This window comes from Azohydromonas caseinilytica (assembly GCF_012927045.1).
Taxonomy (GTDB): domain Bacteria; phylum Pseudomonadota; class Gammaproteobacteria; order Burkholderiales; family Burkholderiaceae_C; genus Azohydromonas; species Azohydromonas caseinilytica.
In genome coordinates this window covers 253476-278946 of record NZ_JABBFW010000003.1, presented here as the reverse complement: position 1 = coordinate 278946, position 25471 = coordinate 253476, and the positions used below count along the sequence as shown (strand labels likewise).

19 protein-coding genes are annotated in these 25471 nt (G+C 71.4%); 8 read left to right on the top strand and 11 right to left on the bottom strand.

Translation table 11 applies throughout. The features are described from left to right. Positions 1-53: 53 nt before the first annotated feature. From pmbA to HHL10_RS06635, 6 genes are all read left to right on the top strand, one after another. A complete protein-coding gene (gene pmbA, locus HHL10_RS06660) occupies positions 54-1424 on the top strand; it encodes a metalloprotease PmbA (RefSeq protein WP_169159558.1) in 1371 nt (456 codons plus the stop codon). Positions 1425-1655: 231 nt separating this feature from the next. Continuing rightward, complete coding sequence (locus HHL10_RS06655; RefSeq protein ID WP_169159557.1) at positions 1656-2795, top strand: ABC transporter substrate-binding protein; 1140 nt, start codon at positions 1656-1658, stop codon at positions 2793-2795. 261 nt (positions 2796-3056) lie between these two features. Continuing rightward, on the top strand, positions 3057-3938 hold the full coding sequence (locus HHL10_RS06650; protein ID WP_169159556.1) for a branched-chain amino acid ABC transporter permease: 882 nt from the start codon (positions 3057-3059) through the stop codon (positions 3936-3938). Positions 3939-3945: 7 nt separating this feature from the next. Further along, positions 3946-4800 (top strand): branched-chain amino acid ABC transporter permease, encoded by an 855-nt coding sequence (locus tag HHL10_RS06645; RefSeq protein ID WP_169159555.1) that lies wholly within the window; start codon positions 3946-3948, stop codon positions 4798-4800. Positions 4801-4804: 4 nt separating this feature from the next. Further along, entirely contained in the window at positions 4805-5599 is a 795-nt protein-coding gene (locus tag HHL10_RS06640; protein ID WP_169159554.1) for an ABC transporter ATP-binding protein, read from the top strand. Then, a complete protein-coding gene (locus HHL10_RS06635) occupies positions 5596-6327 on the top strand; it encodes an ABC transporter ATP-binding protein (protein WP_169159553.1) in 732 nt (243 codons plus the stop codon). Before HHL10_RS06640 ends, HHL10_RS06635 begins: the two co-directional genes overlap by 4 nt. A 205-nt stretch (positions 6328-6532) precedes the next feature. Here HHL10_RS06635 and HHL10_RS06630 read toward each other — a convergent pair whose 3' ends face one another. The 10 genes from HHL10_RS06630 to nirB all read right to left on the bottom strand — a co-directional run bounded on the left by HHL10_RS06630 (position 6533) and on the right by nirB (position 20734). After that, on the bottom strand, positions 6533-9751 hold the full coding sequence (locus HHL10_RS06630) for a bifunctional diguanylate cyclase/phosphodiesterase (protein ID WP_169159552.1): 3219 nt from the start codon (positions 9749-9751) through the stop codon (positions 6533-6535). Between the two features lie 351 nt (positions 9752-10102). Further along, complete coding sequence (locus HHL10_RS06625; protein ID WP_169159551.1) at positions 10103-10462, bottom strand: protein tyrosine phosphatase family protein; 360 nt, start codon at positions 10460-10462, stop codon at positions 10103-10105. 9 nt (positions 10463-10471) lie between these two features. Then, complete coding sequence (locus HHL10_RS06620; RefSeq protein WP_169159550.1) at positions 10472-10918, bottom strand: GatB/YqeY domain-containing protein; 447 nt, start codon at positions 10916-10918, stop codon at positions 10472-10474. Between the two features lie 103 nt (positions 10919-11021). Beyond that, a complete protein-coding gene (gene rpsU / locus HHL10_RS06615) occupies positions 11022-11234 on the bottom strand; it encodes a 30S ribosomal protein S21 (RefSeq protein WP_012346814.1) in 213 nt (70 codons plus the stop codon). Positions 11235-11650: 416 nt separating this feature from the next. After that, positions 11651-12856 (bottom strand): BaiN/RdsA family NAD(P)/FAD-dependent oxidoreductase, encoded by a 1206-nt coding sequence (locus tag HHL10_RS06610; RefSeq protein ID WP_169159549.1) that lies wholly within the window; start codon positions 12854-12856, stop codon positions 11651-11653. A 28-nt stretch (positions 12857-12884) separates the two neighbouring features. Next, on the bottom strand, positions 12885-13796 hold the full coding sequence (cobA, locus tag HHL10_RS06605) for a uroporphyrinogen-III C-methyltransferase (RefSeq protein ID WP_169159548.1): 912 nt from the start codon (positions 13794-13796) through the stop codon (positions 12885-12887). Positions 13797-13812: 16 nt separating this feature from the next. Beyond that, a complete protein-coding gene (gene ybiB, locus HHL10_RS06600) occupies positions 13813-14763 on the bottom strand; it encodes a DNA-binding protein YbiB (RefSeq protein WP_169159547.1) in 951 nt (316 codons plus the stop codon). A 196-nt stretch (positions 14764-14959) separates the two neighbouring features. Further along, positions 14960-17770: a nitrate reductase gene (locus tag HHL10_RS06595; protein ID WP_169159546.1), complete on the bottom strand. Its 2811-nt coding sequence runs from the start codon at positions 17768-17770 to the stop codon at positions 14960-14962. 35 nt (positions 17771-17805) lie between these two features. Continuing rightward, on the bottom strand, positions 17806-18213 hold the full coding sequence (nirD, locus tag HHL10_RS06590) for a nitrite reductase small subunit NirD (RefSeq protein WP_169159545.1): 408 nt from the start codon (positions 18211-18213) through the stop codon (positions 17806-17808). 34 nt (positions 18214-18247) lie between these two features. Next, a complete protein-coding gene (nirB, locus tag HHL10_RS06585; protein ID WP_169159544.1) occupies positions 18248-20734 on the bottom strand; it encodes a nitrite reductase large subunit NirB in 2487 nt (828 codons plus the stop codon). Positions 20735-20791: 57 nt separating this feature from the next. Between nirB and HHL10_RS06580 the strand changes: the two genes are divergently transcribed. Further along, positions 20792-22519: a bifunctional protein-serine/threonine kinase/phosphatase gene (locus HHL10_RS06580; RefSeq protein ID WP_169159543.1), complete on the top strand. Its 1728-nt coding sequence runs from the start codon at positions 20792-20794 to the stop codon at positions 22517-22519. A 45-nt stretch (positions 22520-22564) separates the two neighbouring features. On the opposite strand, the gene HHL10_RS06575 is transcribed toward HHL10_RS06580, so the two are convergent. Next, positions 22565-23839, bottom strand: a complete 1275-nt coding sequence (locus HHL10_RS06575; RefSeq protein WP_169159542.1) for an MFS transporter — start codon at positions 23837-23839, stop codon at positions 22565-22567. 338 nt (positions 23840-24177) lie between these two features. Here HHL10_RS06575 and HHL10_RS06570 point away from each other — a divergent pair, with 338 nt between their 5' ends. Continuing rightward, positions 24178-25455: a type IV pili methyl-accepting chemotaxis transducer N-terminal domain-containing protein gene (locus HHL10_RS06570; RefSeq protein ID WP_169159541.1), complete on the top strand. Its 1278-nt coding sequence runs from the start codon at positions 24178-24180 to the stop codon at positions 25453-25455. The last annotated feature ends 16 nt before the right edge of the window (positions 25456-25471 follow it).

The following is a 25471-nucleotide window of genomic DNA, read 5'->3' as shown; positions in this document are numbered from 1 at the left end:
GCGCTGGGTATGATAGCCCCGGCCCCTCTACACACCCCTGCAGCAAGCCCTCCATGACCCGTTCCAACGCCCCGGTTTTTGCCTACACGCGCGAGCAGTTCGAGCAGATCGTTGATGACGCCCTGGCGCTTGCCAAGAAGCTCGGCGCCAGCGATGCCGGTGTGGAGGTCTCCGAGGGCGTGGGCCTGTCGGTGTCGGTGCGCAAGGGCGAGCTGGAGAACGTCGAGCGCAACCGCGACAAGTCCGTGGGCATCAGCGTCTACATCGGCCAGCGCCGCGGCAACGCCAGCACCTCCGACTTCTCGCCCGCCGCGCTGGAGCAGACCGTGCGCGCGGCCTTCGACATCGCCCGCTTCACCGCCGAGGACCCGGCCGCGGGCCTGCCCGACGAGCAGGACCTGGTCTCGGCCGAGGACGCCGCGCGCGACCTGGACCTGTTCCACCCCTGGGACATCGACGCCGAGGCCGCCGCCGAGCTCGCGCGCCGCTGCGAGCAGGCCGCCTTCGACACCGACCGCCGCATCACCAACTCCGAAGGCGCCGGCGTGTCGGCGCAGCAGGCACACTTCCTGTCCGCCAACACCCGCGGCTTCAAGGGCGGCTACGCCAGCTCGCGCCACTCGCTGTCGGTCGCGCCCATCGCCGGGCGCGGCGACGGCATGCAGCGCGACCACTGGTACACCTCGATGCGCAACGCCTCCGAGATGGCCAGCCCGGAGGCCGTGGGCCGTTACGCCGCCGAGCGCGCGCTCTCGCGCCTGAAGGCCCGCAAGATCGCCACCTGCGAGGTGCCGGTGCTGTTCGAGTCCACGTTGGCCGCTGGCCTGATCGGCGGCTACGTGCAGGCCACCAGCGGCGGCGCGCTCTACCGCAAGGCCACGTTCCTGCACGACAGCCTGGGCAAGCAGACCATGGCCGAGCACCTGGACCTCGTCGAGGACCCGCACATCCTGCGCGGCAAGGGCAGTGCGCCCTTCGACGACGAGGGCGTGGCCACGCGCCGGCGCACCGTGGTCGAGGCCGGCGTGACGCAGGGCTACTTCCTCTCCAGCTACTCGGCGCGCAAGCTGGGCCTGCGCACCACCGGCCATGCCGGCGGCTCGCAGAACCTGCACTTCACCAGCCGCCTCACCCAGCCCGGCGACAACCTCGACGCGATGCTGCGCAAGCTCGGCCGCGGCCTGTTCGTGATCGAGCTGATGGGGCAGGGCGTCAACTTCGTCACCGGCGACTACTCGCGCGGCGCCACCGGCTTCTGGGTCGAGGACGGTCGCATCGTGCACCCGGTGCAGGAGATCACCATCGCCGGCAACCTCGCCGAGATGCTCAAGCAGATCGTGGCCGTGGGTGCCGACGAGTACACCATGGGCAGCAAGACCACCGGCTCGGTGCTGATCGAGCGCATGAAGGTCGCCGGGCTCTGAGCCTGGTTCTCGTTCTTCGCATCGAAGGCATTCCGTTCGGGCTGGGCCATTCGACAGGCTCAGGGCGAACGGAAACTTTCAACCTCGATCCGGGTCGCCCAGCCTGTGGAACGGCTCGCGCTTCGCTTGCACTTACGCGCTTCTGACGCATTTGGTTGCCGGCGTACACTTGCCGGTTGGCCCGCGCGGCGGGTCCGTCACGCGCATTACCCCTACCGCTGAGACAAGCTCATGAAGAAACTGCTCACCCTCCTGAGTGCGGCGCTGGCCGCGACCTTCGCGCAGGCGGCCGACATCAAGGTTGGCGTGGCCGAGGCGCTGTCCGGCGGCGCCGCCCAGTACGGCACGGCCATCCGCAACGGCTTCCAGCTGGCCGCCGACGAGATCAACGCCGCGGGCGGCATCAACGGCAACAAGATTGCGCTGGTCATCGAAGACGAGCAGGGCAAGAAGGAAGAGGCGATCAACGTCTTCAAGAAGCTCATCTTCCAGGACCAGGTCCTGATGGTCTTCGGCCCGACGCTCTCCAACTCCGCGCAGGCCGCCGACCCGATCGCGCAGGGCGCCAAGACCGTGGTGTTCGGCACCTCCAACACCGCCGACGGCATCACCTCCATCGGCGACTTCGTGTTTCGCAACTCCGTCACCGAGGCCGACGTGCTGCCCGAGACGCTGAAGATGGCGGTCAAGAAGGCGGGCGTGAAAAAGGTGGCCGTGCTCTACGGCAACGACGACGTCTTCACCAAGAGCGGCTACGACAACTTCAAGAAGGCGCTGAGCGACCTCAACATCCCCGTCACCACCACCGAGACCTTCGCCAAGGGCGACGTGGACTTCAAGGCGCAGCTCACCAAGATCAAGGCCACCAACCCCGACGCCATCGTGCTGTCGGCGCTGCTGGCCGAGGGCGCGCCGATCATGGTGCAGGCCCGCCAGCTGGGCCTGAACGTGCCCATCATCGGCGGCAACGGCATGAACTCGGTCAAGGTCTTCGACCTGGCCAAGGAGCGCGCCGAAGGCCTGTGGGTGGGCAGCCCCTGGTCCATCGAGAACCAGTCGGAAGCCAACCGCAAGTTCGTGGTGGCTTACACCTCCAAGTTCAAGACCGCGCCCGACCAGTTCGCCGCCCAGGCCTATGACGGCCTCTACATCGCCTCGCAGGCGATGAAGAAGATCAAGCTCAGCGGCAACATCGCCGCCGACCGCGTGGCGCTGCGCAACGCGCTGCCCGACGTGAAGCACAACGGCGTCACCGGTGCCTTCCAGTTCCGCCGCGCCACCGACAAGGCCGGCCGCCCCGCGGGCTATGACGCGCAGCAGACGGCCATCGTCAGTGTCACGCGCGGCGGCAAGTTCACCATCGAGAAGTAATAGGGAATAGGGCGCTACCAAGTTCCGGGCCCTTACTGACCCGTTCGTCCTGAGGTATCGAAGGACGAATCCGTCAGGCTCGAACGCCAACCGCACAGCCGGGGCCGTTCATCCTTCGATGCGCCGCAAGGCGCACCCTGTGCTGAGGTATCGAAGCATCAGGACGAACGGATTCATCAGATCCTGGACTTCTTGAGCTGCGTTTGAGCCAGCGGCGCGCCCCAAGGCGCGCCGCGCTCACTTTGGCCTCAAGGACTTTTCATGCTTGAACAACAACTCATCAACGCGCTCTCGCTGGGCTGCGTGTATGCCCTGTTCGCGCTGGGCTTCACGCTGGTCTTCGGCGTGCTGGGCGTGATCAACCTTTCGCACGGCGCCATGTTCACCGTGGGCGCCTACGCGGCGCTGGTGTTCGTGGAGCAGTTCCAGCTGCCGCTGTGGGCCGCCACGCTGGCGGCGGCGCTGGTCAGCGGCGTGTTCGGCCTGCTCATCGACCGCCTGGTGCTGCGCCGGCTGCGTGCCAACAACGCGCCGCACCTGATCCCGATGATCACCACCATCGGCATCGGCATCGCCGTGACCAGCGCCATGCAGGGCCTCTTCGGCGCCGAGAACAAGCGCTTCCCGCAGGAGGTGGTGCCGGAGTCGGCGCTGGACCTGGGCGGGCTGCACCTGACGGTGCTGGAGCTGGGCATCATCCTGCTGTCCTTCGCGCTGATGGCCGTGCTGCTGCTGGGTATCCAGCGCACGCAGCTGGGCCGCGCGCTGCGCGCCATCGCCGAGTCGCCCAAGGCCGCGTGGCTGCTGGGCATCAACGTCGAAGGCCTGTTCATGCTGACCTCCTTCGTGGCGGCGGGGCTGGGCGGGCTGGCCGGCGTGCTGATCGGGCTGTCCTCCAACGCCATCTTTCCGCTCATGGGCCAGCCCATGCTGCACAAGGGCATCGCCGTGATCATCCTGGGCGGCATGGGCGACATCCGCGGCGCGCTGCTGGGCGGGCTGTTCCTGGGCTTCGCCGAGGTGATGTCGGTGGCCTACATCGGCTCGACCATGCGCGACGCCGTGGCCTTCGGCCTCTTGTTCCTGATCCTGCTGGTGCGGCCCACGGGCCTGTTCGGCAAGATGCAACAGCGCAAGGCGTGACGACCCGATGGATGCCTTCGACAACTTCTGGGCCGTCTACAGCAACCTGGTGCTCACGCTGGGCACCAACGCGCTGCTGGCGCTGTCCATCTACCTCACGCTGTCCTGCGGGCTGCTGGCCATGGCCAACGCCGCGTTCATGGGCATCGGCGCCTACACCGCCTCGCTGCTCACCATGAACACCGCCACGCCGTTCCCGCTGGCGCTGCTGGCCGGCATGGTGGCGCCCTCGCTGGTGGCCTTCCTCATCGGCAAGCCCACGCTGCGGCTGTCGGGCGTGTACCTGGCCATGGCCACGCTGGGCTTCGGCGAGGTGGTGCGCATCCTCATCCTCAACACCGAGGACTGGACCGGCGGCGCGCTGGGCCTCAACGGCATTCCGCAGCTGACGCAGTGGTGGCATGTGGCGCTGGCCGTGGTGCTGGCGCTGTTCGCGCTGTGGCAGCTGCGGCGCACGCGCATCGGGCGGGCGTTCGAAGCGATCAAGGAAGACGAGACCGCCGCGGCGCTGATGGGCATCGACGTGGCCGCGCACAAGATGCTGGCCTTCGTGCTGGGCGCGGCGCTGGCCGGCCTGGCCGGCGCGCTCAATGCGCACTTGACCTTCTTCATCGGGCCCAACGAGTACGGCTTCGACCGCGGCGTGGAGATCCTGACCATGGCGATCCTGGGCGGCATCAACGGCCTGAGCGGCCCGGTGCTGGGCGCGGTGATCCTGACGCTGCTGCCCGAGCTGCTGCGCGGGCTCAAGGATTTCCGCCTCGTGGTCAACGGCCTGATCCTGGTCGTGATCACGCTGTTCCTGCCGCGTGGGCTGTGGGACCCGATGCGGTTCCGCCGCCTGCTGGGCCGGGGAGGGTAATGCGATGCTGAAGCTCGCCAACGTCTCGATGCGCTTCGGCGGCCTGCACGTGCTGCAGGACGTCAACATCGAGCTGCCCCCCGAGGGCAGCATCTTCGGTCTGATCGGCCCCAACGGCGCCGGCAAGACCACCGTCTTCAACCTCATCACCGGGCTGTTCCGGCCCACGGGCGGCGCCATCACCTTCGGCGGCCAAAGCCTCATCGGGCTGCAGCCGCACGAGGTCACGCGCGCCGGCATCGCGCGCACCTTCCAGAACATCCGCGTGTTCAAGGAGATGAGCCTGCTCGACAACGTGGTGGTGGGCATGCACCGCCACCTGGGCTACGGCGCTTTAGGCACGCTGCTGTCCAGCCCCGGCGTGCGCGCCGCGGAAAAGCGCGCCCGCGAGCGCGCGCTGGAGCTGCTGAGCTGGGTGCGGCTGGACCACAAGGCCGGCTCCACCGCCGACAGCCTGTCCTACGGCGAGCAGCGCCGCCTGGAGCTGGCGCGCGCCCTGGCCACCGAGCCCAAGCTGCTGCTGCTGGACGAGCCGGTGGCGGGCATGAACGCCAGCGAGAAGACGGAACTCATGCACGAGATCCGCAACATCCGCGGCCGCGGCTACGCCATCTTCATGATCGAGCACGACATGCGCTTCGTGATGGGGCTGTGCGAGCGCGTGGCGGTGCTGAACTTCGGCCGCATCATCTGCGACGCCACGCCCGAGGTGGTGCAGAACGACCCGCAGGTGATCGAGGCCTACCTGGGCCGCGACGAGGACCCGCTCCAGGAAGCCACGCAGGAGGCACGGGCATGAGTGCGAACGTGAGCCACACCCCGCTGCTGCGCGTGGAAGGGCTGCAGGTGGCCTACGGCCACATCGAGGCGGTCAAGGGCATCGACTTCGAGCTGCGCGAGGGCGAGATCACCGCGCTGGTGGGCGCCAACGGCGCGGGCAAGTCCACCACGCTGATGGCCTTGTCGGGCCTGGTGAAGCCGCGCGCCGGGCGCTTCCTGTTCGAGGGGCAGGACCTGGGCCAATTGAAACCGCACGAGCGCGTGGCGCGCGGCATCGTGCAGGTGGCCGAAGGCCGCGCCATGCTGACCACGCTGACCGTGCGCGAGAACCTGGAGCTGGGCGCCTACAGCCGCCCGGGCCGCAAGGCCGCGGCGGGCGAGCTGGAGCGCATCTTCGAGCTGTTCCCGCGCCTGAAGGAGCGGCTCGACGGCTACGCCGGCAACCTCTCCGGCGGCGAGCAGCAGATGCTGGCCATCGGCCGCGCGCTCATGGCCAAGCCGCGCGTGCTGCTGCTGGACGAGCCCTCCATGGGCCTGGCGCCGATCGTGGTGCAGGAGATCTTCAGGACGCTGGTGAGCATCAACCGCAGCGGGCTGACCATCCTGCTGGTCGAGCAGAACGTGCGCCAGGCGCTGCGCATCGCCAGCCAGGCCTACGTGCTGGAGACCGGCCGCATCGTGCTGCAGGGCAACGGCCGCGCGCTGCTGGACGATCCGAAGGTGCAGGCGGCGTATCTGGGGGGCTGATCCCACTTCTGGCTTGTGAGTGAAGTCATCCCGTTCGTCCTGAGATATCGAAGGATGAACGGCCCCTACCGCGGTGCCGCCATCGCAGCCTGTCGGATTCGTACTTCGATACCTCAGTACGAACGGGTCATTTCACGACCAAAGTGGAATCGGTATGAGGCGGGCGGGCCCGGACGGCCTCCTTGAGCGGCGCGTCGCCACCTCCTCAAACCGCCTCCCGCTCCACCCCCGCGCCCTCGCGCCGGTAGGCCTGGAGCCACTCCACCAGGGCCGCCGCCGGCAGCGGGCGGCTGAAGAAGTAGCCCTGCGCCTGGTCGCAGCCGGCCTGGCGCAGGAAGTCGCGCTGCGCCTGCGTCTCCACCCCCTCGGCCACCACCTCCAGCCGCAGCTGCTGCGCCAGCGCGATGACGCCGGTGGCGATGGCGGCGTCCTTGGGCGCGTCGGGCAGGTCCTGCACGAAGGAGCGGTCCAGCTTCACCGCGTCCAGCGGCAGCCGCTTGAGGTAGGCCAGCGAGGAATGGCCGGTGCCGAAATCGTCGATGGACACCTGCACGCCCAGCGCGCGCAGCGCCTGCAGCAGCCGCGCCGCCTCCTCCGGGTCGCGCATCACCATGCTTTCGGTGAGCTCCAGCTCCAGCAGGCTGGGCGGCGCGCCGCTGTCGTGCAGCGCGCGGCGCACGTTGGCCAGCAGCTCGCCGTCGGCGAACTGGCTCACCGACAGGTTCACCGCCACCCGCAGCGGCCCCAGGCCGCGCTGGTGCCAGGCCGCCGCGTCCGCCAGCGCCTGCGACAGCACCCAGCGGCCGAGCTCGGCGATGAGGCCGACGTCCTCCGCCAGCGGGATGAACTCGCCCGGACTGATCGCGCCCCACTCCGGATGCACCCAGCGCGCCAGCGCCTCCACGCCGGTGACGCGGCCGTCGGCCAGGGCGATCTTGGGCTGGTAGGCCAGCGTCAGCTCGCGCCGGTCCACGGCCCGGCGCAGCGCCGCCTGCAGCGCCAGGCGGCGCTGCGCCTGCGCGTCCATGCGCGCGGCGTAGAAGGCGTAGCGGTTCTTGCCCGCCTCCTTGGCGCGGTACATGGCGATGTCGGCATGGCGCAGCAGCGTGGCGGCGTCCTGGCCGTCCTCGGGGTACACCGCCACGCCCACGCTGCCGGTCACGGGGCATTCGTGGCCCTGCACCAGGTAGGGCACGGCCAGCACGCTCACGAGCTTGCGCGCCAGCTTCTCCAGCGTCTCGGGGCTGCCCACGTCCTCGGCCAGCACCACGAACTCGTCGCCGCCGTGGCGCGCCACCAGGTCGGCGCGGCGCAGGTTGGCGCGCAGCCGCGCGGCCATCTGCCGCAGCAGCTGGTCGCCGGCGGTGTGGCCCAGCGTGTCGTTGATGGCCTTGAAGCGGTCCAGATCGACGAAGCACACCGCCAGCCGCGCCTGGGCGCGGCGGCTGCGCTCGATGGCGTGCTGCAGCTGCGTCACGAACAGGTTGCGGTTGATGGCGCCGGTGAGCGGGTCGTGGTGCGCGGCGTGCAGCAGCTCCTGCTCGGCCCGGCGGCGCTGCAGGAACTGGCCGAACTGCGAGCCCAGCGTGCGCGCCAGCGCCACCAGCCCGGCGTCGGGGGCGCGCACGCTGCTGGCGCGGCGGAACTCCAGCACCCCGGCCGCCGTGCCGGCGAAGGCCACCGGCACTGCCAGCGCGCCCGGCGTCGAGGCGGCCGCCGCGGCGCCCGCGTCGTCGGGCAGTGCCCGCGCCGTCCAGGCCGGCTCGCGCTGGTGCCAGGCGCGCTGCACCCATTCGCCGGGCGTGTCGGAGGGCACGGCGCTGGCCTCGGCGCCCGGCGCGCACCAGCGCTGGGTGCAGCGCAGGGCAGAGCCGTCCCACTGCCAATGGGCCGCGGCCTGCCAGTCCAGCGTCTCGCACCAGATGTGGAACAGCTGCTGCAGCGCCCGGGCCTCGTCGCTGCTGTCGGCCAGGATGCGCGTGGTGGCGTGCTCCACGGCCAGGCGCAGCTCGCCGTGCTTGCGCTCGCTGATGTCCATGAGCGTGCCGCGCAGCTGGCGCACGCGCCCCGTTGCGTCGCGCTCGGCCCGCACGATGGCGTGCAGCCAGCGCTGCTCGGCATGCTCGCCCGGGCCCGGCGGCGCGTCGGTGTCCGCCTCGCCCGACCAGGGCAGCAGCCGCAGCTCCAGCTCGAAGCCGGCGCCGTCGGCGGCCGCCTCGCGCAGGCGCTGGTTGAAGAGCGCGCGGTCGGCGGGATGCAGCCGCTCCAGGGCCGGGGCGCCGAGCAGCCGCTGCGCCTGCGTGGAGGCCTGGAACTCGTCGGTGTCCACGTCGAAGCGCCAGCTCCCGAGGCGTGCCACGCGCTGGGCCTCGGCCAGCTCGGCTTCGCTGTGGCGCAGCTCCTGCGTCATGGTCTGCGCCAGCGCGATGGCGCGTCCGCGCGCGCTGGACAGGGTGTGCACCAGCGCGAACATCAGCAGCGACATGCCCAGACCCGCCGCCAGCACCGTCCAGGGCAGGGCGACGTTGGAGGCGTAGTCATCGGCAAAGATCTCGGTGGGGCCGACCTGCAGCAGCCAGCGCCGTCCGCCGATCTCCAGCAGGTGCTCGGCGCGCAGGTCCGCCGGCATGGCCGCGTCCGCGTCGGGGTTGGCGCTGTCGTAGAGCAGCGAATCAGGGTCCGCGGGCAGCGGCGCGCCGTCGATGGGACCGTTGTCGTAAATGCGCAGCTGCAGGTTGCGCCGCATGCCGGGCGAGAGCGTGGCGGCCACGAAGCTGTTCATGTTCAGCCCGGCGCCGACCACGCCAAGGAAGGCCTGGCGGCGCTGCTCCACGCTGTCCAGCGGCATGCCGGCCTGGTAGACCGCCATGCGCAGTTGGAAGTTGGACGTGGTGGTGGTGGGGCTGGCCGGCAGCACGCGGCCCGAGGCGGAGAGGCGCCCGCTGTCGCGGGCCCGCTCCAGCGCCGCGCGGCGGGCGCCGTCGCTGGCCAGGTCAAAGCCGAGGTTGGGCTCCATGCCCTCGTGCGGCTCGATGTACTTGACCACGTAGTACGCCTCGCGCCGGATCTCGGGATGGATGCGGAACGCCGCGTAGCCGCCGGGCTGCAGGCTGTGGTCCTGGCGCACCGCGCGCTCGAAGGCGTCGCGCTCCTCGTGGCGCACGAGCTCGGTGAAGCTCAGCAGCTGCAGGCCCGGGTAGCGCCGGGCGAGGTCGAGGCTGTGGGCGTAGCGGCGGAAATCCGCGCGCGAGACGGTGTCGGAGCCGTTGAAGAAGGCCGAGAGCCCGTGCAGCACGTCGGCGTAGGCGCGCAGCCGCATCTCGATGGCATCGCGCGCCTCGCGCGACTGGGCCTGCAGGCGATGCTCCAGCGCCTCCTGCGCCTGGGTGCGCAGCCAGGCGAAGGCGGCGATCGACAGGAGCATGCCGGCTGCCAGCACGCACCAGGCCAGACGGCCCGGGGACGAGGCGAACAAGGCGGTGCGAGGCATGAGGGCGCGGGGCGGCCGGCGATGTTGGACGGGAGAAAGGCGAAGGCGTGCCGCTGCGGCGGGGCCGTGCTGCCGGTCGCGGCGGCGCGACGCGCGGCGGCCCCATGGTGCGGCGCAGCACCGGCTCAGTGTCGCTGATGGAATCGACGCGGACCTTGTGGCGCCAGCCGCTGCAACCGGGCCGGTTGCGCACTATTGCCGCGAAACGAGGCCGGCGGATGAGACGAAATGCCGGCGCTGGAGGCGCCGTCCAGGCCCGCCCGCGGCGGGCCTGGCGCCGTCAGCTCAGCCCTGCTGCTGCTGGGCCTGCACGAACAGCTTGGTGCTGCGCGTGCCGGTGCGGCAGAAGGCCAGCACGGGCTTGGGCAGCTCCTGCAGCAACTGGCCGAAAGCCGCGGCCTCCTCGGGCGACTGGTAGCCCGGCGCCACCGGCAGGTGCCGGTACTCCAGGCCGGCGGCGCGGGCCGCGGCCTCGACGGCGGCGCTGGTGGGCTGCTCGGGGCCGCCCTCGAAGTCGGGACGGTTGTTGATCACGCTGCGGAAGCCGGCGCGCGCGACCTCGGCCATCGCCTCGGGCGGCAGCTGCGGCGCCACGCACAGCTCGGCGGTCAGGGCGCGCACGGGGAGTTCGGTGGGGGTGCTCATCGCGCCAGCTTAGCGGCTGAGGGCCTGCTTCACGGCGGCGGACACCAGCGCCATCTCGGCCTTGCCGGCCAGCCGCGCCTTGGCCGCGCCCATCACCTTGCCCATGTCGCCCGGGCCGGCGGCGCCGAGCTCGGCCACCAGCGCATCGACCTCGGCCTGCACCTCGGCCTGGCTCAGGCGCTGCGGCAGGTAGCCCTGCAGCACCGCCATCTCGGCGCTCTCGACGTCGGCCAGGTCCTGGCGCCCGGCCTGGGTGTAGGCCGCGATGGAGTCCTTGCGCTGCTTGACCAGCTTGTCCACCACCGACACCACCTGCGCATCGTCCAGCGTGATGCGCTCGTCCACTTCCTTTTGCTTGATCGCCGCCAGCAGCAGCCGGATGGTGGACAGCCGCGCCGTGTCCTTGGCGCGCATGGCGGACTTCATGTCCTCGGTGATCTGGTCCTTCAAGGCCATCGTCGAATCTCCAAATTCGGTTCCGGAAATGCAAAAGCCCGCGACGGCGTCCCGCGCGGGCTTGACTGTCTCCACAGTGACGAGCCGCGAGGCTCGCGCCGGATCAGTACAGCTTCTTGGGCAGCTGCATGCTGCGCACGCGCTTGTAGTGGCGCTTGACGGCGGCAGCCTTCTTGCGCTTGCGCTCGGCGGTGGGCTTCTCGTAGAACTCGCGCGCACGCAGCTCGGTCAACAGGCCCAGCTTCTCAATGGTGCGCTTGAAGCGGCGCAGGGCCACATCGAACGGCTCGTTCTCTTTGACGCGAATCGTGGTCATGAAAAGGGATTTCCTTCGGTAGTTGCGCTCGGTGTCCAGCACCGGATGTTCCGGAGTCCGAGAACCGGATCGACACGCGCAGGTTTGCCAGCAAAACGCGGAGTATAACCCACGTGAACCGGTGCTCGGCAAGATGATGAGTATCAAGACCTGCAGAAAGCGCGCGATCCGCAAGTGCCCGGTCCGGTGATGCGCCCGTGCCGCGACTGTGATCCATCACGCCGCGGCGTCATCTCAGCCGCTCATATGGATCTCATTTGGTTCTCGAACGCTGAAAGCCCGTTCGTGCTGAGGTATCGAAGTACGAACGGGCGCTGCGGCCTGCCGCGCAGCCGGGGCCGTCCACCCTTCGATACCTCAGGGCGAACGGAATACGGGTTTCGGAACTTCATGGGGCACTTATCACCCCCGGCGGCTCACTGCCCCGCCATCGCCCGCGCGCAGGCCGCGGCGCTGGCCCAGGCCCACTGGAAGTTGTAGCCGCCGAGCCAGCCGGTGACGTCCACCACCTCGCCGATGAAGTGCAGCCCCGGCTGGCGCTTGCTCTCCATCGACTGCTGATTCAGCTCGCGCGTGTCCACGCCGCCGGCCGTGACCTCGGCCTTGCGCCAGCCCTCGCTGCCGTCGGGCGTGAGCTCCCAGCGCGACAGCGCCGCGCCCAGCGCCGCGAGCTCCTTGTCGCGCGTCTGCGGCATGGGTGTGCTGGCATCGACATCCGCGCGCGCCAGCCAGGCGTCAGCCAGGCGCTGCGGCAGCAGCGCGGCGACTTCGTTGCCGAGCTGCCGCTTGGACTTGCCCTTGGCTTCGCGCAGCAGGGCGCCCACGTCGCGCCCGGGCGCGAGGTCGATGCGCAGCGGCTGCCCCGGCTGCCAGAAGCTGCTGATCTGCAGCACCGCCGGGCCGCTCAGGCCGCGGTGCGTGAACAGCAGGTCCTCCAGGAAGCGCATGGGCTTCTTGCCGCTGCCGGTCTCGATGTGGACTTCCAGCGCGATGCCCGACAGCGGCGCGAAGGCGGCCCAGGTCGGTGCGTCGAAGGTCAGCGGCACCAGGGCAGGGCGCGGCTCGATGACGCGATGCCCGAACTGCTTCGCCAGCCGGAAGCCGAAGTCCGTGGCGCCGATCTTGGGAATGGACAGCCCGCCCGTGGCGACCACCACCCGCGCGGCGCTCTGGGTGCCGCGGTCGGTGTCGATCTCGAAGCCGGTGGGCGTGGCGCGCACGTCCAGCACCTTGCACGGCTGCCAGCGCGTGACGCGCCCGGCCTCGCACTCGGCCAGCAGCATCTCGATCACGTCCTCGGCCGAGCGGTCGCAGAAGAGCTGGCCCTTGTGCTTCTCGTGGAAGGGGATGGCGTAGCGCTTGAGCAGGTCGATGAAATCCGCCGGCGTGTAGCGCGCCAGCGCCGAGCGGCAGAAATGCGGGTTCTCGCCCAGGTAGTTGGCGGGGGCGGCGTCGCGGTTGGTGAAGTTGCAGCGCCCGCCGCCGGAGATGCGGATCTTCTCCGCCACCTTCGGGGCGTGGTCGATGACCAGCACCCGCAGGCCCAGCTGGCCCGCAATACCGGCGCAGAACAAGCCGGCCGCGCCGGCGCCGACGATGACGCAATCCCATGGTTCAGACATGGGGCGCGATTGTCGCGGCAGGGCGCTGTCAGGCGCTGCGGCGGGTGCTTTGCAGTGCGCCGTCCGTGACGGCCTGCGCAGCCTCGACCTGGTTTTCAGCCTGCAGCGCCAGCGTGCGCGCGTGCAGCACCTCGCCGATGACCATCACCGCCGGGCTGCCCAGCCCGGAGGCCTGCAGCGCCTGCGGCAGCTCGGCCAGCGTGGTGACGAGCTCGCGCTGCTGCGGCAGGCTGGCGTGCTGGATCACGGCCGCCGGCGTGTCGCCCGGCAGGCCCTGCATCAGCCCGGCGTGGATGCCGCCCACCTGCGCCACGCCCATGTAGATCACCAGCGTCAGCCCCTGCGCCGCCGCGGCGCCGAGCACGGCCCAGTCCGGCGTGCTGCCGCCCGGCTTGGCATGGCCGGTGACGAAGATCACGCCCTGCGCATGCGCGCGGTGCGTCAGCGGCACGCCGATGGCGGTGGCCGCCGCCAGGCCGGAAGTGATGCCGTTGACCACGCGCACCGGGATGCCCTGCGCCTGCAGCGTCTGCACCTCCTCGCCGCCGCGGCCGAAGATGAACGGGTCGCCGCCCTTGAGCCGCACCACGCGCTCGCCGGCCAGCGCCTCGGCGGCCATCAGCCGCTCGATGAAGGCCTGCGGCGTGCTCTCGCAGCCGCCGCGCTTGCCCACCGGCACGAGGCGCGGCGGGCGTTTCAACCCGCGCAGCGCGAACTCCACCAGCGCCTGCGGCACCAGGTCATCGACCAGCAGCACCGTGGCGCGGCGGATGGCGCGCAGCGCCGCCAGCGTCAGCAGCTGCGGGTCGCCCGGGCCGGCGCCCACCAGGGTGCAGTCGCCCACCGCGCGGCGGCTCGTGCGCCTGTGCCCGGACAGGGCCTGCAGCGGGGAGGCCGTCGTGGCGGCAGCGGAGGAGGCGGGGTCGGTCCGGTCGGTCATGGATCTGCAACGTTGTTCAGGCGCTGGGAGCCAGTGCTTCGTCCTGCATGGCGGCCAGCGCGCCCATCAGCAACTCCACCTGGCGCTCCAGCGGCGCGGGCGCGGGCTTCTCGCCGCTGAGCACGGACTGGATGTAGAGCGCCGTGGTGGCGGCGTCGTTCTCGCGCGGCAGCACCGGCAACTGCGCCAGCGCACCTTCCTGGGGCGCGCAGGACAGCGCCGGGTGCGGCACGCCGCGCAGCGTGAGGTCCATGCGCGGCAGCCGGCGCGCGTCGGCCACCGGCTCGCCCTCGGTGCCGCGCAGCAGCAGCATGTCGGCGCCCTCGGCCTGCGCGTACTGCGCCAGCAGCTGGCCGAACTCGGGATGGGTGTAGTTGCACACCCGCAGCCCGCGCGCGCCGCTCACCGGGTCGAGCATCTTGGCGATGGTGTGCCCGGAGTTGCGCAGGCCCAGCACCCAGCGCACATCCAGCAGCCGCGCCAGCGAGGGGCACAGCGCATCGATGCGCAAAAAGGCCGGCTCGTGCCGCGCCCAGGCGCGCTCCACGTCCTTCACGCCCTGCGCCACGGGCAGGCCCAGGTCATGGAAGACCTCGGCGCTGGTGACGCGCTTGGGGTCCTGGATCGGGCCGTGCACCAGCACGCGCGCGCCTTCCTGGGCCAGGCGCAACGCCAGCAGCGGCGTGAGGTTGGGCAGCCGCCGCGCGCCGTTGTAGCTGGGCAGCATCACCACGGGCCGGTCCGAGGGGATGGGCACGCAGCGCTCGTGCACCGCGGCCAGGAAGCCCGCCAGCTCCACGGCCGTCTCGCCCTTCATGCGCATGGCGATGGCGAAGGCGCCGATCTCCAGGTCGCTGACGCTGCCGTCCAGCACCTGCGCCATGAGGTCCTGCGCCTGCTCGGCGCTGAGTGAGCGCGCACCGGCAGCGCCGCGGCCGATTTCCTTGATGTAGCTCGAAATGCTCATGTGCCATTGTCCCCCGGCCCGGTTTCGCAAGAAGCGGGCCGGCATGTCGCGCCCGGGGCGATGAATTTGCTTCTCGGACTGGAAGAGCCCCGTTCGGGCTGGGCTTGTCGAAGCCCCTGCCATGCCCGCGGGCCAGCGCCTGCCCTTCGACAAGCTCAGGGCGAACGGGAGACTCATCCCCAGCGGCGAATCGCCATCAAGCCGCCACCGCGGGCGCGACGCCCGCGGGCGTGGTTTCGACCAGCGTCTTGAGCGCGGGCACGCAGGAGCCGCAGTTGGTGCCGCAGCGCAGCCGCGACTGCAGCTGCGCCAGCCGCTCGCCCGCGCCGCCGCTGCAGCTCGCCAGCGTCTCGCGGATCTGCGGCTCGCTGACGTTGAAGCAGGCGCACACCTGCTTGCCGCGCGGCGCCAGCGCCACCGGCGCCTTCGATCCCGGCGCCAGCAGCAGCCGGCCGTAGGCCTGCGCCGGCAGCTCGTCCTGCAGCAGCGCCTTGATCCAGCCCTCGGCGCTGGCGTCGCCAGCCAGCAGCACGGCTTCGAGGCGGCTGTCGCTATCGACGGTGGCCAGCCGCACGCTGCGGCGCTGGCCGCGCTTGCGGTCCTCGTAGCGCAGCGCGCGCACGCCCGCGCCGGACAGGCCCAGCAGCCGCTCGACCTCGTCGACCAGCTCCAGCGGCGGCGGGCTGTCGGCCGCGGCGCGGAACAGCAGGCCGCTGCGCGCGTGGCCGAAGGGCACGCAGCTGGCGTAGTCGAAGCGCTCCATCAGCGCGCGCAGGCCCGCGCGCGCCGCGTACGCGTCCTCCTGAGGCAGCCAGGCCAGCCCCAGCAGCCGCCACGGCAGCTCGGCTTTCAGCAACTTCACCGCGGCGTGCTTGAGTTCGGGCTGCTTGGAGATGGGGCAAAACGTGGGCGAGGTCAGGACGTTCACGCCAGCCAGCGGCTCACCGCGGCTGCTGCGGCCGGAGACGAACTCCGAGCCCCAATGCATCGGGATGAACGCCTGCGTCAGCGGTACGGCCTCGCTGGCCACGGCCGGCAGCACGATGGAGCCGCGCCGCGAGGTGACATGCACCAGCTCGCCCTCGGCCAGTTTCAGTCGCGCCATCTCCTGCGGATGCAGCTCCACCGCCGCCTCGGGCACATGCCCGAACAGCCGGCCCAGCACGCCGGTGCGGCTCATGCCATGCCACTGGTCGCGCAGGCGCCCGGTATTGAGGCTGAACGGGAAGCGCCCGTCGCGCGGCTCGGCCACCGGCTCATAAGCCAGGTCGGCGAACTTCGCCTTGCCGTCGGCGGTGGGGAACACGCCGTCCTCGTAGAGCCGCTGCCGGCCCTCGGTGGCCCCTTCGGGCAGCGGCCACTGCTGCGGGCCCTGGCCCTCCAGCATCGCCCAGCTCAGGCCGGTGATGTCCAGGTCGCGCCCGCGCGTGCTCTCGCGGTGCTCCAGCCAGGCGGCCTCCGGCCCGGCATAGGGGAATAGTGAGGGTTTACCCGGACGCAGCCGCGCCTCCAGCCGCTGCGCGAACTCGGTGGCAATCGAAAAGTCGGTGCGCGCCTCGCCCGGCGCCGGCACCGCGGCGCGCACGCGGCTGATGCGGCGCTCGCTGTTGGTGACGGTGCCTTCCTTCTCGCCCCACGAAGCGGCCGGCAGCAGCAGGTCGGCGAAGGCGGCGGTGGCGGTGTCCCTGAAAGCCTCCTGCACCACCACGAACTCCGCGCGCTGCAAGGCGCGGCGCACGGTGGCCTGGTCGGGCAGCGACTGCGCCGGGTTGGTGCAGGCGATCCACAGCGCCTTGATCTCGCCGTCGGCCGCCGCCTCGAACATTTCCACCGCCGTCCGGCCCGGCTGCGCCGGCACGTCGTCTACGCCCCACAGCCGCGCCACCTCGGCGCGGTGCGCGGGGTTGGCCAGGTCGCGGTGCGCGGACAGCAGATTCGACAGGCCGCCCACCTCGCGCCCGCCCATGGCATTGGGCTGGCCGGTGAGCGAGAAGGGCCCGGCGCCGGGCTGGCCGATCTGGCCGCAGGCCAGGTGCAGGTTGATGAGCGCCGCGTTCTTGGCCGTGCCGTTGCGGCTCTGATTCAGGCCCTGGCAGTACAGGGACAGCGTGGGCGCGCGCCGGCCGTCCCCGCTGTCCAGCCCGGCGAACCACTTGGCGGCCGTCACGATGTCCGCCTCGCGCAGCCCGGTGATGCGGGCCGTCTCGCGCAGGGTGAACTCGCGCACCCGGCTCCTCAGCGCCTCGAAGCCGCTGGTGTGGGCGGCGATGTAGGCGTTGTCGGTGAAACCCTCCCACAGCATCTGGTGCAGCAGGCCGTGGAACAGGGCCACGTCGGTGCCCGGCTGCAGCGCCAGGTGCAGGTCGGCCAGGGCAGCCGTCTCGGTGCGACGCGGATCGACCACGATCAGCCGCAGCGCCGGATTGGCGCGCTTGGCGTCCTCGATGCGGCGCATGAGGATGGGGTGCGCCCAGGCGGTGTTGGAGCCGGCGATGAAGAGCGTGCGCGCGTGCGCCAGGTCCTCGTAGCAGGCGGGCGGGGCATCGGCGCCCAGCGTGGCCTTGTAGCCGGCCACGGCCGAGCTCATGCACAGGCGTGAGTTGGTGTCGACGTTGTTGGTGCCGACCAGGCCCTTGGCCAGCTTGTTGAAGACGTAGTAGTCCTCGGTGAGCAGCTGGCCCGAGAGGTAGAAACCCACCGCGTCCGGGCCGTGGCGGCGGATCACGCCCTCGAAGGCGTCCACCGCCTCCGACAGCGCCTCGTTCCAGCCCAGGCGCTGCGGCGCCGCGCCGCGCTCGGGGCGGCGCAGGGGGTGCAGCAGGCGCTGGCGCAGCGTCACGGGCGCGGCGGCGGTGAGGTGCAGCGTGCTGCCCTTGCTGCACAGCCGGCCGAAGTTGGCCGGGTGCAGCGGGTCGCCGCGCACGCCGCTGATCTGCGTGCCGTCGGATTCGATGATCACGCCGCAGCCGACGCCGCAGTAGGGACAGGTGGAACGGGTTTCAGCCATGGCGAAGCCGTGTGTGGTGATGCGGGGTGGGGCGGTCAGGTGGCTTGCGGAGCGGGCTGCTGCCCGGGGCGCGCGCCGCGGCAGGGGCCGGCCTGGGGCAGCGGCAGGTCGATGCCCAGGGTGTCGATCTGGTGCTGGTCCAGGTACACGACGCCGCCGTCCACCTTCACGGCAAAGGCGGGCGTGCAGCCCTCGTCGGGCGCGGCGGCCTGGCCGTCGTCCAGGCCGATGCTCCAGTTGTGCAGCGGGCAGGCGACGCGGCGGCCGCTGACGAGGCCCTGCGACAGCGGGCCGCCCTTGTGCGGGCAGCGGTCAAGCAGGGCGAACACGTCGTTCTCGGCATTGCGGAACAGGGCCACGGCCGGGCCTTGGGTGCGCTCCAGGCGGCGGGCGCCCAGCACGGGCAGGTCGTCCACGGTGCAGACGGGAATCCAGGTGCTCATCGGTTCTCTCGCTGGGTGGGGATGCGGGCCACGGTCAGGCCTGGGCCGGCGTCTGAGCTTCGGCCGGGGTGGGGACGGGCAGGCGCAGCGGCTCGAATTGGCGCGTGTCCACGCCGGCCTGCACGCTCTCGTGCCAGGGGTCGGGCTGGCCGTCGAGCGCGAACTGCAGCCGCGCCCACAGCGCCTGGCGGCCCTCGGCGTCCTCCAGCACGCGCTTCTTCACGTAGTCCAGCCCCACGCGCGCGACGAAGTGCACCGTGCGCTCCAGGTAGACACCTTCCTCGCGGTAGAGCTGCAGGAAGGCGCCGGCGTGCTCCAGCACCTCCGCGGCCGTCTTGACCTTGACGAGGAACTGCGCCACCTCGGTCTTGATGCCGCCGTTGCCGGCGACATGGATCTCCCAGCCGGAATCGACGCCGATGACACCCACGTCCTTGGTGCCGGACTCGGCGCAGTTGCGCGGGCAGCCGCTGACGGCCATCTTGACCTTGTGCGGCGAGTACATCGCCCACAGCGCGTGCTCCAGGTCCTTGCCCAGCTGCGTGCTGTCCTGGGTGCCGAAGCGGCACCACTCGCTGCCCACGCAGGTCTTCACCGTGCGCAGCGACTTGGCGTAGGCCAGGCCGCTGGGGAGCCCCAAGTCGCGCCAGACGGCGCGCAGGTCCTCCTTCTTCACGCCCAGCAGGTCGATGCGCTGGCCGCCGGTGACCTTGACGGTGGGGATGGCGTACTTGTCCACCACGTCGGCGATGCGGCGCAGGTCGGCGGCGCTGGTCTCGCCGCCCCACATGCGCGGAATCACCGAGTAGCGGCCGTCCTTCTGGATGTTGGCGTGCGAGCGCTCGTTGACGAAGCGGCTCTGGGGATCGTCCTTGGCCAGCTTGGGCCAGGTGCTGATCAGGTAGTAGTTCAGCGCCGGGCGGCAGCTGGCGCAGCCGTTGGGGTTGCGCCAGCCCAGGTGCTGGCAGACCTCGGGGATGGACAGCAGCCGGTCCTGGCGGATGGCGTCGCGCACCTCCTGGTGGCTGCGGTCGGTGCAGCCGCACATCGCCTTCTGCTGCGGCGTGGCGGAGTAGTCGCCGCCGGCGGTGAACATCAGGATCTGCTCGACCAGCCCGGTGCAGGAGCCGCAGGAAGCGCTGGCCTTGGTGTGCCTGCGCACTTCCTCCAGCGTGAACAGGCCCTTGTCCTTGATGGCCTTGCAGATCGTGCCCTTGGTGACGCCGTTGCAGCCGCACACTTCGTCGCCGTCGGCCATCGCGGCGGCCTTGTTGTGGCCCTGGTGGCCGGCGTCGCCGAGGTGGTCCTCGCCGAACATCAGCTTGTCGCGGATCTGGGCGACGCTGCGGCCTTCGCGCAGCAGCTTGAAATACCAGGCGCCGTCGGCGGTGTCGCCGTAGAGGCAGGCGCCCACGAGCTTGTCGTCCTTGAGCACGAGCTTCTTGTAGACGCCGCCGAAGGGGTCGCTCAGCACGATCTCCTCGCAGTCCGCGCCGCCGTTGAAGTCGCCGGCGGAGAACAGGTCGATGCCCGTGACCTTGAGCTTGGTGCTGGTCTGGCTGCCCTGGTAGCGGCCGATGCCGAACTGCGCCAGGTGCGTCGCGCACACCTTGCCCTGCTCGAAGAGGGGCGCCACCAGCCCGTAGGCCACGCCGCGGTGCGCGGCGCATTCGCCCACGGCGTAGATGCGCGGGTCGGTGACGGTCTGCAGCGTGTCGGTGACGACGATGCCGCGGTTCACGTGCAGCCCGATCTTCTCGGCCAGCGCGGTGTTGGGGCGGATGCCCGCGGCCATCACCACCAGGTCGGCCGGGATCTCGCGGCCGTCCTTGAACTGCACCGCCATGACCCGGCCTTGCTGGTCGCCGATGAGCGCCTGCGTCTGCGCGCCCATCTCGAAGCGCAGGCCGCGCTCCTGCAGCGACTTCTGCAGCATCCGGCCGGCCACGTCGTCGAGCTGGCGCTCCATCAGCGTGGGCGCGAGGTGCACCACGCTCACCTGCATGCCGCGCAGCATCAGCCCGTTGGCCGCCTCCAGGCCGAGCAGGCCGCCGCCGATGACCACGGCGTGCCGGTGCGTCCTGGCCGTTTCGATCATGAACTCGGTGTCGGCGATGTCGCGGTAGGCGATGACGCCGTCGAGCTCCTTGCCCGGCACCGGGAGGATGAACGGGTTGGAGCCGGTGGCGATCAGCAGCCGGTCGTAAGGCGCCTCGATGGTTTCGCCGGCCTTGGTGGTGCCGCGCACGATGCGCCGGGCGCGGTCCACGCCGGTGACCTCGCAGCCCAGGTGCAGCGTGATGCCGTGCTCCTCGTACCAGGACAGCGGGTTGAGGATGATCTGGTCGAGCGTCTGCTCGCCCGCGAGCACGGGCGACAGCAGGATGCGGTTGTAGTTCGGATGCGCTTCGGCGCCGAACACCGTGATGTCGTAGAGATCGGGTGCGATCTTCAGTAGCTCTTCGAGCGTGCGCACGCCGGCCATGCCGTTGCCGATCAACACCAGTTTCATCTTCTTCATGGCTGCGTTCCTTCAGGCGGCACAAGGACGGGACATCGGGATGCGGACAATCGCCGCATGAGCTTCGAGGTGGACATCGGGCACGCCAGCCGGCGCGGCCCGCGGGCGGTCAACGAGGATTTCGCCGGCGCGCTGCGCGAGAAGCGCGGCCTGGTGGCGGCCATCGCCGACGGCGTGTCCACCGGCGGGGGCGGGCGCGAGGCGGCGCAGACCACGGTGATGGGGCTGCTGTCGGATTTCTTCGCCGCGCCGGCCACCTGGGACACCACCGTGGTGCTGGACCGCCTCATTGCCGCGCAGAACAACTGGCTCGTGGCCGTGAACCGCCAGCGCCAGCTCGGCGGCGGCTGGCACCGGCGCGAGGCCGGCCGCGTGGACGAGCCCACCACGGCGCTGACCACGCTCACGGTGCTGGCGCTGGAGGGCCGCGGCTACACCGTGGCGCACGTGGGCGACACGCGCGCCTGGCTGCTCAGTGGCGGCGAGCTGGCGCCGCTGACGCTGGACCATGCCTTCGACCACCCCGACCAGCGCAGCCGCCTCACCCGCGCCGTCGGCCTGGACGAGGCGCTGAGCGTGGACTACGCGCAGGGGCCGCTGCGCGTGGGCGACCTGTTCCTGCTCAGCACCGACGGCGTGCACGGCGTGCTCAAGCCCGCGCGGCTGGCGGCGCTGGCCGGGCAGGGCAGCGCGCAGGCGGCCAGCGAGGCCATCGTCGAGGCGGCCATCGCCGCCGGCGGGCGCGACAACGCCAGCGCGCTGGTGGTGCGCGTGCTGGGGCTGGACGCGGGCCGGCTGGAGGACGAGCTCACCCGTGGGCGCCAGCTCGCCGCGCCGGGCCGTCTGAAGGTGGGGGATCGGCTCGACGGCTTCACCATCACGGCGCTGGTGGCCGACAACGGCGTGCACCGCCTCTACCAGGCGCGCGGCCCGCAGGGCGCGCTGGTGGCGCTCAAGACGCTGCACGAGGCCCGCGCCAGCGACCCCGAGGAGCGCGCCATGCTCGCTCACGAGGCCTGGCTGGGCCAACGCCTCGCCGAGGCCGACGCCGAAGGTTTCATTGGCGTGCACGAGGTGCCCAATGCCAGCGCGCTGTACACGGTGTTCGACTGGCATGGCGGGCAGACGCTGGAGCAGATGCTGGCGGCGGGCCGGCGTTTCACGGTCGATGAGGTGGTGCGCGGCGCCATCGCCGTCACGCGCGCCGTGGGCCGGCTGCACCGGCTGGGCGTGGTGCACCGTGACCTGAAGCCCGGAAACCTGCACCTGGGCGAGGACGGGCGCTGGCGCCTGCTGGACCTGGGCGCCGCGCTGAGCGCGCATGCCCCCGAGGCGCAGCGCGAGCTGCACGCGGGCACCCCCAGCTACATGAACCCCGAGCAGTGGGAGGGTGCGCCGGCCGACGCCGGCAGCGACCTGTTCGCGCTGGGCGCGACGCTGTACCAGTGGCTCGGCGGCCGGCTGCCCTACGGCGAGGTCGAGCCCTACCAGAGCGGCCGCTACCGGCGCGACCCGCGCCCGCCGTCGCGGCTGCGGCCGGACGTGCCGATCTGGCTGGACCACGTGGTGCTCAAGGCCGTGGCGCGCGACCCGCGCCAGCGCTTCGAGACCGCCGAGGAGCTGCTGCTGGCGCTGCAGCGCGGCGCCTCGCGCGGCGGCGTGGGCGCGCCGCCGGCCACGCCGCTGGCCGTGCGCGACCCGCTGGCGCTGTGGAAGGCGGCGCTGGCGGTGTCGCTGCTCTTCAACGCGCTGCTGGTCGTGTGGCTGCTGTTCCTGCCGCGCTAGCGAAGCCATGGCCATCCTCGGCATCGTCACTTGGTGAGTGCAGCCTCAGGCGCGGCGGCGGGCGCCGACGCGGGTCACGCGCGGGGCGGCGGGCTGGGCCGCCGGCGTCGCGGTGGCGCGGGCACGGCCGCCCTTCTCGGCCCAGGTGCGGGTCCAGCGGATCTGCACCACGCGCAGCATCGCCAGCATCACCAGCGCCAGGGCCGTGAAGGCCAGGAAGCCGCCGAGGTAGCTGCCGGTGAACTCCTTGGACAGGCCCATGGCGTTGGGCAGGAAGCCGCCGCCCAGGGCGCCGACCTCGCCGATCATCGAGCCCGCCACCGCGGTGGCCAGCGGCCAGCGCAGCGGCACGAGCTGGAACAGGGCGCCGTTGCCCGCGCCCAGAGCGGCGAAACAGAGCATGAACAGCAGCGTGGTGCCCACCAGCGAGGTGCCGGCGAAGCCGCAGGCCGCCAGCGTGGCCGCCACCAGCAGCAGCACGCCGGAGAGCGTGTTGACGCCGCCGATGCGGTCGGAGATCCAGCCGCCGAGCACGCGCACCGCCGAGCCCATGAGCGTGGCCAGCATGGTGAGCTGGCCGGCCTCGACCTTGGTGACCTTGAACTGGTCGTGGAAGTAGGTGGGCAGGAAGCTGGCCAGGCCGATGAAGCCGCCGAAGGTGACGACGTAGATCAGGCTGAAGGCCCAGCCGTCCTTCTCGAACAGGCAGCTGATGTGCTCGCGGAAGCTCTGGTGCTCGCGGTCCGGCGGCTCCTTGGCGGCGAACCACATCACCGCCAGCGGCAGCAGCATGGTGGCCGCGGCCAGGCCGTACACCGTCTGCCAGCCGTAGGCCGTGGCCAGCGGCGGGGCGAACAGCACGGCCAGCACGGTGCCGGAGTTGCCCGCGCCGGCAATGCCCATGGCCAGGCCCTTGTACTGCGGCGGGAACCAGCCGCTGCCCAGGCTCAGCGCCACGCCGAAGCTCGCGCCGGCGATGCCCAGCAGCACGCCCATGGCCAGCACGCCGTCGTAGCTGTCCACGAACACGAAACCGAACAGCAGCGCCGCGATGATCAGCGTCATCTCGACCATGGCGGCGTTCTTGCGGCCGATGTACTGGGCCAGCACGCCCAGCGGGAAGCGCATCAGCGCGCCGGCCAGGATCGGCACCGACACCATGAAGCCCTTCTGCGCGGCCGACAGGCCGTAGGCCTCGCTGATGAACGGGCCCATGGCGCCGTTGAGCACCCAGACCGCGAAGCAGAAGTCGAAGTAGAGGAAGGAGGCGGCCAGCGTGGGCCAGTGGCCGGCGCGGGCAAAGGTCTTGAAGCTCGACATCGTGGCGAGGCGCTCAGCGGCGCGTGAGGCGGGAGGACGTGAAGGCAGATGACGACAGCGGTCTCATGTGGCTTCTCCAGGGGGGTACTGCTGGGCGCCCGCGGCGGGCGCGGGCAACGGAGGCACATGCTGGTCACGACGCTGTGGCCAGGACCGGGCGTGCGGGGCCGGCGGTCCGGGCGCAGCGGTGCGCCCGGCGGCCTTTCTGCACCATCCGTGCCAACCCCGAGAGCCGGGTCGGCGCAGGCCCGGCTGCCTGCGGGCGGCCCGAAGCTTGCGGAGCCTTTCCCATGCTGTCTTCCTCCTCTAGCCGCCCGGCCGCTGCGCCGGCCCGCTCCATGACTTCCGCCCTCGTCGTCTGCGCCCCCGGCACCTCCGCGCCGCCGCTGTCCGAAGAGCTCCAGGCCGCCGGCATTCACGTCCTTGGTGCCTGCGAGTGCGACAAGCTGGTGCAGCAGGCCCTGCGTTGTGCACCGGACGTGGTCGTGTGCTGGGAGCCGCAGCCGGCGCAAGGCGGCTTGTTCGAGGCCCTGGAGCTGCTGGCGCGCACGCAGCCCATGCCGGTGCTGGTGTTCACCGCCGATGCCAGCGTGGAGGGCGCGCAGCGCGCGCTGGCGCTGGGCGTGGCGGGCTGGGTGGTGCACGGCTACGCGCCGACGCGGCTGCGCGCGCTGCTGCAGCTCGCGCGCACGCGCTTCGAGCATGAGCAGCGCCTGCGCGGCGAGCGCGACGAGGCGCAGCAGCGGCTGGAGGAGCGCAAGCTGGTGGACCGGGCCAAGGGCATCCTGATGCGCTCGCACGGGCTGTCGGAGGACGAGGCCTTCCGCCGCCTGCGCGGCGCGGCCATGCAGGGCAAGCTGCGCGTCGGGCGGCTGTCGCAGCATCTCATCGACGCGGCGCGCGATGCCGAGGCCATCAATCGTGCCGGGCAGCTGCGCATGCTGTCGCAGCGCCTGGTGGCGCTGCAGGCGCTGCGGCTGGCGCCCGCGCCCGATTTCGAAGCCGCCGCGGCCCAGGCCGCCGCGCGCCAGCAGGCGCAGCGCAACCTGGAGCACCTGGACCGCACGCTGTCGCAGGCCACGCTGGGCGACCTGCTGCAGCCGCTGCAGTCGGCCTGGACTCTGCTGGAGCGCTCACTCGATGCCGCGCCGCAGCTCCCCGACCTGGGTGCGCTCGACACCGCGGCCGAGGCGCTGCTCGGGGCGGCCGAACGGCTCACGCGCGCGCTGGAAGCCAACAGCGCGCTGCAGACCCTGTCCGCGGTGAACCTGGCCGGGCGCCAGCGCATGCTGGGCCAGCGCCTGCTCAAGCAGGTGCTGATGGGGGCGCTGCTGGACACATCCGAAGGCGCGCAGGCGCTGTCGCAGGCCGCGGCCACGGCGCGCGAGTTCGACCAGGCGCTGCAGCGGCTGCAGCAGCTGCCGCTGAGCTCGCCGGCCATCCGCATCGCGCTGGATGCCGCCGCGCGCGAGTGGCTGCGCATGCAGCAGGGCGTGCGCGAGGCCGGGCACCCGACCGGACGCCGCCAGCTGGCGCTTGCGGCCGAGGCGCTGCTGGCCCGCTTCGAGGAGCTCACCAGCGACTACGAGCGCAGCGCGCAGCAGCTCTTCGACTGATTCGGCTTTCTCCATC

What these genes read in the sequence shown, in the direction of transcription:
- pmbA (WP_169159558.1), top strand. Translation starts at nt 54, where the DNA reads ATGACCCGTTCCAACGCCCCGGTTTTTGCCTACACGCGCGAGCAGTTC.
- HHL10_RS06655 (WP_169159557.1), top strand. Translation starts at nt 1,656, where the DNA reads ATGAAGAAACTGCTCACCCTCCTGAGTGCGGCGCTGGCCGCGACCTTC.
- HHL10_RS06650 (WP_169159556.1), top strand. Translation starts at nt 3,057, where the DNA reads ATGCTTGAACAACAACTCATCAACGCGCTCTCGCTGGGCTGCGTGTAT.
- HHL10_RS06645 (WP_169159555.1), top strand. Translation starts at nt 3,946, where the DNA reads ATGGATGCCTTCGACAACTTCTGGGCCGTCTACAGCAACCTGGTGCTC.
- HHL10_RS06640 (WP_169159554.1), top strand. Translation starts at nt 4,805, where the DNA reads ATGCTGAAGCTCGCCAACGTCTCGATGCGCTTCGGCGGCCTGCACGTG.
- HHL10_RS06635 (WP_169159553.1), top strand. Translation starts at nt 5,596, where the DNA reads ATGAGTGCGAACGTGAGCCACACCCCGCTGCTGCGCGTGGAAGGGCTG.
- HHL10_RS06630 (WP_169159552.1), bottom strand. Translation starts at nt 9,751, where the DNA reads ATGCTCCTGTCGATCGCCGCCTTCGCCTGGCTGCGCACCCAGGCGCAG.
- HHL10_RS06625 (WP_169159551.1), bottom strand. Translation starts at nt 10,462, where the DNA reads ATGAGCACCCCCACCGAACTCCCCGTGCGCGCCCTGACCGCCGAGCTG.
- HHL10_RS06620 (WP_169159550.1), bottom strand. Translation starts at nt 10,918, where the DNA reads ATGGCCTTGAAGGACCAGATCACCGAGGACATGAAGTCCGCCATGCGC.
- rpsU (WP_012346814.1), bottom strand. Translation starts at nt 11,234, where the DNA reads ATGACCACGATTCGCGTCAAAGAGAACGAGCCGTTCGATGTGGCCCTG.
- HHL10_RS06610 (WP_169159549.1), bottom strand. Translation starts at nt 12,856, where the DNA reads ATGTCTGAACCATGGGATTGCGTCATCGTCGGCGCCGGCGCGGCCGGC.
- cobA (WP_169159548.1), bottom strand. Translation starts at nt 13,796, where the DNA reads ATGACCGACCGGACCGACCCCGCCTCCTCCGCTGCCGCCACGACGGCC.
- ybiB (WP_169159547.1), bottom strand. Translation starts at nt 14,763, where the DNA reads ATGAGCATTTCGAGCTACATCAAGGAAATCGGCCGCGGCGCTGCCGGT.
- HHL10_RS06595 (WP_169159546.1), bottom strand. Translation starts at nt 17,770, where the DNA reads ATGGCTGAAACCCGTTCCACCTGTCCCTACTGCGGCGTCGGCTGCGGC.
- nirD (WP_169159545.1), bottom strand. Translation starts at nt 18,213, where the DNA reads ATGAGCACCTGGATTCCCGTCTGCACCGTGGACGACCTGCCCGTGCTG.
- nirB (WP_169159544.1), bottom strand. Translation starts at nt 20,734, where the DNA reads ATGAAGAAGATGAAACTGGTGTTGATCGGCAACGGCATGGCCGGCGTG.
- HHL10_RS06580 (WP_169159543.1), top strand. Translation starts at nt 20,792, where the DNA reads ATGAGCTTCGAGGTGGACATCGGGCACGCCAGCCGGCGCGGCCCGCGG.
- HHL10_RS06575 (WP_169159542.1), bottom strand. Translation starts at nt 23,839, where the DNA reads ATGTCGAGCTTCAAGACCTTTGCCCGCGCCGGCCACTGGCCCACGCTG.
- HHL10_RS06570 (WP_169159541.1), top strand. Translation starts at nt 24,178, where the DNA reads ATGACTTCCGCCCTCGTCGTCTGCGCCCCCGGCACCTCCGCGCCGCCG.